Below are 7,458 nucleotides of genomic sequence, written 5' to 3' on the forward strand. Positions count from 1 at the left end.
GGCGCTGTTACCACTCGGTGCCGATTTGTGCGCCGATGCCGGCCGCGTACGCATGCTTGACGACGGCCATCTCGGTGACGGTGTCGGCGATCGCGATCAGTTCGTCGGGCGCGCCACGGCCCGTGATGACCACGTGCTGCATGGCCGGGCGCTCCAGCAGGTCGGCGATGACCTTGTGCACGTCGAGGTAGTTGTACTTGAGGGCGATATTGAGTTCGTCGAACAGCACCAGACCGTAGCTTGGGTCGGCCAGGAAGGTCTTCGCCTGCTCCCATGCCAGTTCGGCTTTCTCGATGTCGCGCTCGCGGTTTTGCGTTTCCCAGGTATAGCCTTCGCCCATCGCATGAAAACTGATTTCATCGGGGAAGCGGCGCAGGAACTTTTCTTCACCGGTCGACATGGCGCCCTTGATGAACTGCACCACGCCCACTTTCATGCCGTGGCCCATGGCGCGGATGGCCATGCCGAAGCCGCTCGAACTCTTGCCTTTGCCATTGCCCGTGTTGACGATGATGATGCCGATTTCCTTGTCCGCCTTGGCGATGGCTGCATCGATGATGGCCTTCTTTCTCTCCATGCGCACGCGGTGGCGCTCGTTTATAGCTGCGGTATTGGCTGCGGTTTCCGCGTCGACGTGTTTGCTATCGCTCATGTTTGATCCTCTTTCGGTATGAATATCTTGCGTTTGCCGTGTTCGATGATTTCGATCGGGTGGCCAAGGTAGTGGCTCAGGAGCGATGCCTGCATCACGTCGGCCACGGGGCCGGCGAGCGAGCCGCCATCACCCATCAGCAGCAGTGCGTGGGTCGAGACGCTGTGCGCCAGGTTCAGGTCGTGCCCCACCATGACGACGGTTTTGTTCTGTTCGCGGCATAGTCTCGCCAGCAAGCCCATGACGCTGACCTGGTGCGCCAGGTCCAGCGCGTTGGCCGGCTCGTCCAGCAGCAGCAGGGGCGTATCCTGCGCCAGCATGGCGGCGATCGCCACGCGCTGCCGTTCGCCGCCCGACAGGCTGCGCACGTCGCGTTCGGCCAGGTGTTCCACTTCCATCGATGCCAGCGCCGCCAGGGAGATGCGCTGGTCGTCGCTGCCCTCCCAGTAATGATTGTCGTGGTATGGATGGCGCGCCGACAGCACCGTTTCGATGACGCGGTACGAGAACGCATCATGGCGCGCCTGAGCCAGGAACGCCCGCTCACGTGCCAGGTCGGCCAGAGGCCAGTCCATCAAGGCGCGGCCCTGTATCGTCACGTGGCCGGCATCCGGTTCGCGCAGGCCAGCCAGGGTACGCAGCAAGGTGCTCTTGCCGGCGCCATTGCGGCCGATGACGCTCCAGCATTCTCCCGCCTGGATGCGCCAGTTGAGGTTATCCACGAGGCAGCGCGCGCCTGCTTTCAGGCCAAGTTGGTAGGTGCGTATCATATTGATTTCATGTGCGGCGCAGCCGGTGCAGCTGGTACAGGAAGACGGGCGCGCCTATCATGGCCGTGACGACGCCCACTGGCAGCTGCAACGGCGCCAGCACGGTGCGCGCCAGCGTGTCTGCCAGTACGAGGAAGGTGCCGCCTGCCAGCGCGGCGGCGGGAATCAACAGGCGATGATCGGGGCCGCAGGCAAAGCGCAGCGCGTGCGGCACGATCAGACCGACAAAGCCCACGCTGCCGGCGCTGGTGACGGCGCTGGCCGTGAGCAGGCCGGAACAGAAGAACAGGCCCTTGCGCAACGCGCCCACGCGCACGCCCAGCGTGCTGGCCGCTTCCGCATGCAGGGCCATGACGTTGAGCGAGCGGGCGCTGCGCAAGGCGAAGACCAGGGCGCCGGCCAGTACCAGCCAGGGCATCAGGCGCGCGGGGGCGCCGGCCAGGTCGCCGATCATCCAGAAGACCATGCTGCGCAAGCGGCTTTCGGGCGCGATCGACAGCATCAGGGTGACGATGGCCATGCAGGCCGAGGCCAGAATGACGCCCGTCAGCAGCAACAGCGAGGCGCCGCCTTCAGCCGCCGCGCCGCCGCGCAGGTCGCGCCGGGCAAACAGGTACAGCAGCATGGACACGCCGACGGCGCCGGCAAAGGCGGCAGCGTCGACCACCCATAGCGCGCACATGAACAGCAGCGCGGCCAGCGCGCCGACGGAGGCGCCGGCGGAAATGCCCAGTACGTACGGGTCGGCCAGGGGATTGCGCAGCAGCGCCTGCATCATGACGCCGGCCAGCGACAGCGCCGCGCCCGTGACAAAGGCGGTCAGCGCGCGACCCAGGCGCAGGTCGAGCAGGGTGGCGGCGATGTTGTCGGTCTTGCCTTGCACCAGATGGAGCAGGGCGGAAGGCAGGTCGGCGAGCGGAATCGCGATCGAACCGATCATGCCGGAGAAAATCAGGCTGGCAATCGCACACACGACCAGCACGGTGACGATCACCGTGGCGCGGTGGCGCATATTGCGGAAAAATGGGTGCATGTACTGCCTTAAAATCGGGAACCGCATCTGCGGGCGATGGCGGCATGCCATCGCCCGCAGCTTACATCATTACTATCTGCTTATTTCGAGCCGTAACGCAGGCCGACGAAGAAGTTGGAGCCGGCGGTATTGTAGTTACGGGCCAGTTCATACTTCTTGTCAGTGATATTGTTCCAGCGCGCCAGCACCGACCAGTCCTGCGCCACTTGATAGGTGGCGAACAGGTTGACCAGGCCATAACCGCCAAGGCTGGTCGTGTTGGCAGGATTTTCAAAACGCTTGCCCGACAATTGCCATTCGGCGCCCGTGTTCAGTTGACCGATGCTGTAGTCAGCCGCAAAGTTGGCATGACGCTTGGCGCGGCGCACCAGCGATTTGTCCAGGGTTTGATCACGCGGATCTTGCAGGTCGATATTGCCGCTGAAGCCGAAGTCGCCAAACTTGCGGCGGCCGGTCAAGGTGATACCTTCCAGCAATGCCTTGTTGACGTTGTAGGCGCAGCCGAACGGATGCGTGGCCACTTCAACCGGGCAGGTGTCCGCATAGATCAGCAAATCGGTCACGCGATTGTGATAGTACACGGCGCTCAGCTGTGTCTTGCCATCGTCATAGCGCAGGCCGACTTCAGCATTGCGGCCTTTTTCGGGACGGTTGCTGGCGATGCCGTAACCTGGGTAATACAGTTCATTGTAGGTAGGCTGGCGGAAGCTGGTGCCGTAGCTGGCGGTGGCGCGCAAGGCATTATTGATCTGGTAGCCGTAACCAAGGCTGCCTGTGTTGGTCGAGCCGGTTTCCGACATCTTGTCACGGCGCAGGCTTGCGCTGAGCAGGTGCTGGTCGCGCTTCATGGTGTAGGACGCTGCCAGCGACTTGGTGTCGCGCGCACGATTCAAGATTGGCTTGGCGCTGGCGACAACTTCTTCCTTGCGGTAGCTGGCCAGCAACTGCAGCGTATCGGCGCCGATAGTAATGTCATTTTGCCAATCGAAAGTCGATTGCTTGGTTTCCAGATGGCTTTTGCCGGCTGCGCCCGCAGCGGTGTCCTCGTTGGCCTTGTCGCGTGCTTCGGCAACTTGTACCTTGCTGTGCCAGCCTTGAACGAATTCGTTGTTCATGAATACGCCGATGTTTTCCAGCTTTTGATTGCTGCGCGTATCATAGCCAGGGCCGTTGTCGTACTGGGCCTCAAGCTTGCTGTTCATGAATGCCAGGCCCAAGTCATGTCCCTTGGCCAACTGGAAGCCAACCTGGCCAGTGACGCTCTTCTTGTCGTAGCCGTCTTTGTCTGCGTTGTAAGAGAAATTGCCTGGTTTGGTGGCCGAAAAATCGTCGCTTTTTTCCTTGCTGACGTTCAACGAGTAGCTCAGGCTGTTGTAGCCACCGGTTGCTCCCGAAACGCTGGCATCATATTGGCGCGTGGCATCGCTGCCAAAGCCGACCGATGCGCCAACCACTGGCGCGCCGCTGCCTTTTTTGGTGAAAATCTGGATGACGCCACCGATGGCATCGGCGCCGTACAGGGTGCTCAATGGACCGTAGACGATCTCGATGCGGTCGATATTTGCCAGTGGAACCGGGCTCCAGTTGGCGGTGCCCAGGGTCGAGGAACCGATGCGGACGCCGTCCACGAGAACGATATTCTGGGTGCTGTTTGCGCCACGGATGTACACCGATGCCGCTGTGCCTGCACCGCCATTGCGGACGACTTCGATGCCACGTTGTTTTTGCAGCAACTCGGTAACCGATCCCGCACCCGAACGCGCGATCTCTTCGCTGGTGATGATGGCCGTATTGGCCAGCAATTCGCTGGTTTTTTGCGGTGTGCGGGTTGCGGTAACGATCACCGGATCGAAGGTGTCGGGCGTGGCTTGGGCGAAGGCGGCAGGCGCGGCAATGGCTAGCGCGAGCGACGTGAGCGTCGCGCGGCGGGAAACAGCATGGGTCATGATAATTTTCAGTAAGTAATATGCAACCAGCCGACGTCCCCGTAGGCCAGATTGAACAGAAGTGGGAACTGAGATTGACGATCGAAGACGGCCATGGGCCATTCGGATCGCGAACATCCCCGTTCGCACACTTCCACCTGTCCTGGCCGGTATCCGGGCTGGCAAGTACGGCTATCCCACCTTCCCATGCTCGATGATTGCAAGCACAGTGGTTGTCAGAGATAGCTTGTCGTCCGCTTCCTGTAGAGAGGGGCGACACTTGCTTACCGTTGCGGGGGCAGCACACGTTCGCCGCGAGCGCGGCATCGTGTTTCCCGTTTAACTGCGCTCATGGACATGAGCGCGGGCACCAAAACCCCGCCATTATACGTGCAGCAGGCGGGGACTGAAATGGTCGGCTGGACGATTCGATATCAGAAATCGACGACGACGGTCGCACCATAGGCGATTTTGTGGGCGGAATGGGCGGCCAGCAGGGCTGTTTCCTCCAATGGCAGGCGTGCTTGCAGCGCCGACAACAGGCGGATGGTGCCCGCATGGCAGATGATGAGCACTGTTTCGTGTTGTTCGCGCAACAGATCGCCTAAAAACGCATCGACGCGGGCGGCCATCGCCAGCACATTTTCGCCGCCGCCGGGGCGGTACCAGGCCGGGTCGGCGGCCCAGGCATCGATGTCCGCGCGCGCAATCGCGTGCCAGGGCTGCATTTCCCATGTGCCGAAATCCATTTCGGCCAGCCGGGCATCAAAGTGTAGTTCGCTCGCTGGCAGATCCTGCGCCAGGGCCGTCGCCAGGCCGGCGCAGCGGCGCAGCGGACTGGCGTAGAGTGGCACATCGGCCGGCAAGGTCACCTGCAGGCTGGTGCGCACGGCGGCCATTTCGTGCGGCGCCACCGCCACGTCGCTGCGGCCATAGCAGGTGCCGCTGGTTACCTGCGGTGCGGGGTGGCGAACGAGAATCAGGCGCATGGTGTTAATAGAAGAAGCGTGTGGGCGGCTGCAAGCTGGAAAGGATGGCCAGGTAAATCGCCACTTCCGCCACCTGCTGCACGGCGCCCAGGCAGTCGCCCGTGTAGCCTTGCAGGCGGCGCTGGCATTTGCGGCCCAGCCAGAATGCGGCCGCTGCCCCAGCCACGATGGCAAAGGCGAGCGCCGCCCAGTCAAATATCCCCAGCACGCCGCAGGCGATGGCCGGCAGCAGGGCGCAGACGGCGGCGATGATGAATTCTCCCGTCGTCATTTCCTGTGCCATCGGCTTGGATTTTCCTTCATCGCGCGCATAGTCCATGAGCCAGATCAGCGAGACGGCGGCCAGACGCGAGAGCGGATGGGCGATGAATAGTGTCGCCACGACGATGTGTGGCGGCAGCGAGGCCAGCGCCGTGCACTTGATGGCCAGCAGGCAGATGATGCCGATGGCGCCATACGCGCCAATGCGCGAGTCCTTCATGATTTCCAGTACCCGCTCGCGCGTCAAGCCGCCGCCGAAGCCATCGCACATGTCGGCGAAACCGTCTTCATGGAAGGCGCCCGTCAGGTAGATGCCGGCGGCGACGGCCAGCAGCACGGCCGCCGCCGAAGGCAGGAGCCAGCTGGCCAGCAGATACACGGCGCCACAGATGGTCGCCACCACCGCGCCCACCAGCGGAAAGTAGCGTGAAGCGTGCTGCAGCCAGGCCGGCTCGAAACCCACCCAGCGGGGGATGGGCAGGCGCGTAAAGAACTGCAGCGCGATGAAGAAGAGGCGGCACTGGTGGACTGCGGCGGAAACGGGGTTGGCCATGGTCAGTGTGACGTGGACTTTTCGCTGACCTGGGCCGAGGCGAAGGTGGCCATCTCGCACATGAAGTTGACGGCCGCGTGCAGCAGCGGCAAGGCCAGCGCCGACCCCGTGCCTTCACCGAGGCGCAAATCGAGGTGCAGCAGCGGACGCGCTCCCAGGCTGGCCAGCAGCTGGCGATGGCCGTTTTCATCGGAGCAGTGCGAAAACACGCAGTAATCGAGGATGGCCGGCCGCAAGCGCGCCGCCACCAGCAGGGCGCTGCTGACGATGAAACCGTCGATCAGCAGAATCATGCGTCGTTCGGCCGCTTTCAGCATGGCGCCGGCCATCATGGCGATTTCGAAGCCGCCAAACGTGGCCAGCACGTCGAGCGGCTCATGGACTGTCGCGTGATGGGCGACGGCCGCTTCGATCACCTGCTGCTTGTGCAAAATGCCTTCCTTGGACAGGCCGGTGCCGGCGCCCACGCAGTCGGCGACCGGTGTTTGGGTCAGCTTGTGCATCAGGGCGGCGGCGGCGGTAGTGTTGCCGATGCCCATTTCGCCAAAGCCCAGCACATTGCCGTCCAGGGTGGCGGCCAGGTCCATGCCCGCCTGCATGGCGGCCAGGCATTGTTCCCGGCTCATGGCAGGTTCTTGGGCAAAGTTGCGGGTGCCGGAAGCCTGCTTGCGGTCGAGCAAGCCGTCGCGCGGACCGAAATCGTGGTTCACGCCTGCATCTACTATATAGAGGGCGCAATTGTTCTGGCGGGCGAAGACGTTAATGGCGGCACCGTTGCCGAGGAAGTTTTCCACCATTTGCCAGGTCACACTTTGCGGATAGGCCGAAATACCTTCCGCGACGACGCCATGGTCGGCCGCAAAAACGATAATCGCAGGTTGTTGCAGTGCCAAGTGTGTGCTTTGCTGGATCAGGCCGATCTGCCGGGCCAGGGTTTCCAGTAGTCCGAGGCTGCCCAGCGGCTTGGTCTTGCTATTGATGGCATGTTCGAGGGCGCTGGCCAGGGCGGGATTGGCGGTGGGGGCGATGTGTGGGATAGGCATGGGAGTCAAGGTGAATGCGGCAGGGTATTGTCGGCACTACGATATCACACAGCAATATTTGTCCAGCTGCAAATTAGCCCTTGCGGGGCGTGCGGGGCAGGGCTATAATTCGCCCCCTCGCTGAACGACGCATGCAAATGCTGAGTGAGGTGGGTAAAAAAGAAGGTTGACGGATTTGGCGAAACGCTTCATACTCTTCCTTCTTCGCAGCTGACAAACACAACGCTTTGTC

At 62.3% G+C, this 7,458-nt stretch carries 7 protein-coding genes and 1 riboswitch; all 7 genes read right to left on the bottom strand.

What is annotated here, in order from left to right; all coding sequences use genetic code 11:
• Positions 1-7 precede the first annotated feature (7 nt).
• The 7 genes from cobO to cobT all read right to left on the bottom strand — a co-directional run bounded on the left by cobO (position 8) and on the right by cobT (position 7,226).
• Complete coding sequence (gene cobO / locus AC07VI_RS20450) at positions 8-652, bottom strand: cob(I)yrinic acid a,c-diamide adenosyltransferase (protein WP_086145342.1); 645 nt, start codon at positions 650-652, stop codon at positions 8-10.
• The gene (locus tag AC07VI_RS20455; protein ID WP_086145343.1) at positions 649-1,422 is read right to left on the bottom strand and encodes an ABC transporter ATP-binding protein; all 774 of its coding nucleotides are present in this window, start codon (positions 1,420-1,422) and stop codon (positions 649-651) included. Before AC07VI_RS20455 ends, cobO begins: the two co-directional genes overlap by 4 nt.
• A gap of 7 nt (positions 1,423-1,429) precedes the next feature.
• Positions 1,430-2,455, bottom strand: a complete 1,026-nt coding sequence (locus AC07VI_RS20460) for a FecCD family ABC transporter permease (protein ID WP_492992581.1) — start codon at positions 2,453-2,455, stop codon at positions 1,430-1,432.
• An 80-nt stretch (positions 2,456-2,535) separates the two neighbouring features.
• Positions 2,536-4,401: a TonB-dependent receptor domain-containing protein gene (locus AC07VI_RS20465; RefSeq protein WP_492992583.1), complete on the bottom strand. Its 1,866-nt coding sequence runs from the start codon at positions 4,399-4,401 to the stop codon at positions 2,536-2,538.
• A gap of 127 nt (positions 4,402-4,528) precedes the next feature.
• Positions 4,529-4,770: riboswitch (cobalamin riboswitch) on the bottom strand.
• A gap of 44 nt (positions 4,771-4,814) precedes the next feature.
• The gene (locus AC07VI_RS20470) at positions 4,815-5,369 is read right to left on the bottom strand and encodes a histidine phosphatase family protein (RefSeq protein WP_086145346.1); all 555 of its coding nucleotides are present in this window, start codon (positions 5,367-5,369) and stop codon (positions 4,815-4,817) included.
• A gap of 4 nt (positions 5,370-5,373) precedes the next feature.
• Complete coding sequence (locus AC07VI_RS20475) at positions 5,374-6,183, bottom strand: adenosylcobinamide-GDP ribazoletransferase (RefSeq protein WP_492992585.1); 810 nt, start codon at positions 6,181-6,183, stop codon at positions 5,374-5,376.
• A 2-nt stretch (positions 6,184-6,185) separates the two neighbouring features.
• A complete protein-coding gene (gene cobT, locus AC07VI_RS20480) occupies positions 6,186-7,226 on the bottom strand; it encodes a nicotinate-nucleotide--dimethylbenzimidazole phosphoribosyltransferase (protein WP_492992587.1) in 1,041 nt (346 codons plus the stop codon).
• Positions 7,227-7,458 lie beyond the last annotated feature (232 nt).

This window comes from Janthinobacterium sp. GW821-FHT03A03, from assembly GCF_059421435.1.

Bases quoted from the DNA above. Each gene is read 5' to 3' on its own strand.
- AC07VI_RS20465 (WP_492992583.1), bottom strand. From the start codon at position 4,401: ATGACCCATGCTGTTTCCCGCCGCGCGACGCTCACGTCGCTCGCGCTA.
- cobT (WP_492992587.1), bottom strand. From the start codon at position 7,226: ATGCCTATCCCACACATCGCCCCCACCGCCAATCCCGCCCTGGCCAGC.
- AC07VI_RS20475 (WP_492992585.1), bottom strand. From the start codon at position 6,183: ATGGCCAACCCCGTTTCCGCCGCAGTCCACCAGTGCCGCCTCTTCTTC.
- AC07VI_RS20460 (WP_492992581.1), bottom strand. From the start codon at position 2,455: ATGCACCCATTTTTCCGCAATATGCGCCACCGCGCCACGGTGATCGTC.
- AC07VI_RS20470 (WP_086145346.1), bottom strand. From the start codon at position 5,369: ATGCGCCTGATTCTCGTTCGCCACCCCGCACCGCAGGTAACCAGCGGC.
- cobO (WP_086145342.1), bottom strand. From the start codon at position 652: ATGAGCGATAGCAAACACGTCGACGCGGAAACCGCAGCCAATACCGCA.
- AC07VI_RS20455 (WP_086145343.1), bottom strand. From the start codon at position 1,422: ATGATACGCACCTACCAACTTGGCCTGAAAGCAGGCGCGCGCTGCCTC.